Below are 2104 nucleotides of genomic sequence, written 5' to 3' on the forward strand. Positions count from 1 at the left end.
ACTACGTGGCCGCCACCTCGGACAAGCAAGGCCTGCCGCTGCGCGAGCACGCCCAGGCCGTCGCCCGCGCCCTGCCCCAGCAGCGGAGCGAGGGGGGATAGCCACCGTTGGTGCCTCCGCCGGATTCGGTACGGCCGAGCTGCAGCTCGACATCGACGATGCCGAGCACGAGCGTCGTCGCGCCGCCGGGCTGGGAGTCGCCACCGGCCACGGCTTCGGCGGCCTGGACATCCTTATGGCGCTCCCGCACGGCCTCCCCGTCCCCGTCGCGGACCTCACCGACCATCAGCGCGCGTACGTGACGCGGGCCCCGGCCGGGATCTGCTCGGTCGAGGGCGGGGCCGTCACGCGGCATGTCGCCTGGCCCTGCCGGGTGACGGTGGCCACGGTACGGACCACGAGCCCCAGCAAGTTGGTGCTGGACGCGGCGTCGCAGTTCGCACCGTTCTGCGCCCGCCGGGTGATCATCACCAGGCCGCTGAACCGCCTGATGGCCCCGGAGGAACTGCTGGACTTCGGCTTCTATGGGATCGGCGTGTGCCTCCAACACGACAGTGGAGAGCTGGAGACTCTCGTGGAGCCGCGCCCGTGGAAGCCGATCCGGCGGCACACCCCCACCTCCGCGGCCTGGTGGTTCGCGGAGACCGCGTACGGACGGTTCCTCGAGCAGTCGGCCAGCGAGGCGCCCGAGCTCACCCCCGTTTTCTGACCTGGCAGAAGGGATCTGCCCATGCCCGCATCCACCACCGCCCGACGCGCGTACCGTGAGGGGAGGACCTGCCGGGAGGACCAGATGAGCGCCCAGCCCGACCACGCCCCCCTCACGCCGTACGCCCCCGCGCCCGGGGCGCCGGCCGAACTCCTCGCCCAGCTGCGCGCCGACAAGCGCGCGGAGACCTGGGTGCCGGCCTTCGAGCGCGAGTGGTCTGCCGTCCTCGAGGAATCCCGCCGCACCTTCTCCCTGGCCGGGCTCTACGAGGTCGTCCAGGACTGGCAGGGCCGCATCGCGCACGCCCCGGCCGTCGACGCGTTCGTCGCCTCCGGCTACGACGACAGCGACGCCGTCGACCTGGCGGAGCTCCGCCGACGGCGCCGGTGAGCCCGTCGCCGTACGCGGTCCGCGTCTCCGCCCCGGCCGCCAAGGTCCTCGACGCGCTGCCCGAGCACGCGGCGGACACCGTGTGGGACATCCTCGCCGCGGCCGCCGACGATCCGTTCGGCTTCCGGCAGTTCGACACCGACGACGACGAAGGTGAGGACGTCCGCTACGCGGCCGTCGGCCAGCTCTCCGTCACCTACTGGGTCAACCGGCCCCTGAACAGCCTGACCGTCCTGAACATCGTCTGGCTCGGGTAGCCGCCCCTGGCAACGGCCCGGCCCCGGCATTGCAGCTGCCGGGGCCGGGCCGTTGCGCGTCGTAGCCACCGCCGTATCCACTCGTTGCCACCCGGCGGCAACGCGTAGCCGCCCGGCAGTTGTCACCAGGCGCCGCGCGGGCGGTCGGCACCGAGCTGCACCTCACGCCGGCACTCCGGGCACTCAGGCAGCCCCTCCACCCGGCGCGGCCCGTGTTCGAGTGGTGCTGGACCTGGTCGTCGTCGGAGGCGTGTGAGCCGTAGCCCGGCACCTTCCAGGTGAACGTCGCCTCCCCGTCGTACGGGCCGCCCTCGGGCCAGTCATAGACCGGCTCGGTGGTCGTGCAGCGCATCCGCAGATCAGGCCCCTGCCACTTCTCGCCACAGACGATCTCCGCAGCGGCGTCGGCCGCGTCCGCGAGGCGCTCGAAGGACAGGTCGTAGTCGTGCATGTGCTCCCACGAGTCCGGCTTCTGCGTCTCGCGCATCAGCGAGCGGAACATCAGCAGCAGCCGGGCCAGGTCGTGATGATGGACGCGCACCGTCCGGGTGGCGTGGTCGAAGCCGTAGGTTGTGTCGTACGGCGGCCTGTTCGGCATCGGTCCTCGTTCGCTCGGCGGTCAGCGGCCACGGCGGCCGGGTGTTCAACGACCCGGGCTCGCCAGGGCCACGCCTGCTTCCGCCGTCCGCGCGCCGACCGCCCGCGGCTCAGGCTGGCGGCGGCGTCGCTCCGGGCAGCTCCCCGGAGA

General features: G+C 72.7%; 4 protein-coding genes. 3 read left to right on the plus strand and 1 reads right to left on the minus strand.

What is annotated here, in order from left to right; genetic code table 11:
* The first annotated feature begins 235 nt into the window (after nucleotides 1–235).
* The 3 genes from JJV70_RS15625 (at nucleotide 236) to JJV70_RS15635 (ending at nucleotide 1356) form a co-directional block, all read left to right on the plus strand.
* Nucleotides 236–709, plus strand: a complete 474-nt coding sequence (locus tag JJV70_RS15625) for a hypothetical protein (RefSeq protein WP_219048590.1) — start codon at nucleotides 236–238, stop codon at nucleotides 707–709.
* Nucleotides 710–793: 84 nt separating this feature from the next.
* Entirely contained in the window at nucleotides 794–1099 is a 306-nt protein-coding gene (locus JJV70_RS15630) for a DUF6247 family protein (RefSeq protein WP_219048591.1), read from the plus strand.
* Nucleotides 1096–1356, plus strand: coding sequence for a hypothetical protein (locus JJV70_RS15635; RefSeq protein WP_219048592.1), 261 nt, complete (start codon nucleotides 1096–1098; stop codon nucleotides 1354–1356). The genes JJV70_RS15630 and JJV70_RS15635 overlap by 4 nt, the downstream gene beginning before the upstream one ends.
* On the opposite strand, the gene JJV70_RS22845 is transcribed toward JJV70_RS15635, so the two are convergent.
* Complete coding sequence (locus tag JJV70_RS22845; protein WP_257574031.1) at nucleotides 1304–1954, minus strand: hypothetical protein; 651 nt, start codon at nucleotides 1952–1954, stop codon at nucleotides 1304–1306. The genes JJV70_RS15635 and JJV70_RS22845 overlap by 53 nt on opposite strands.
* Between the last annotated feature and the right edge of the window lie 150 nt (nucleotides 1955–2104).

The organism is Streptomyces sp. JJ66, assembly GCF_019303495.1.
Classification (GTDB): Bacteria; Actinomycetota; Actinomycetes; order Streptomycetales; family Streptomycetaceae; genus Streptomyces.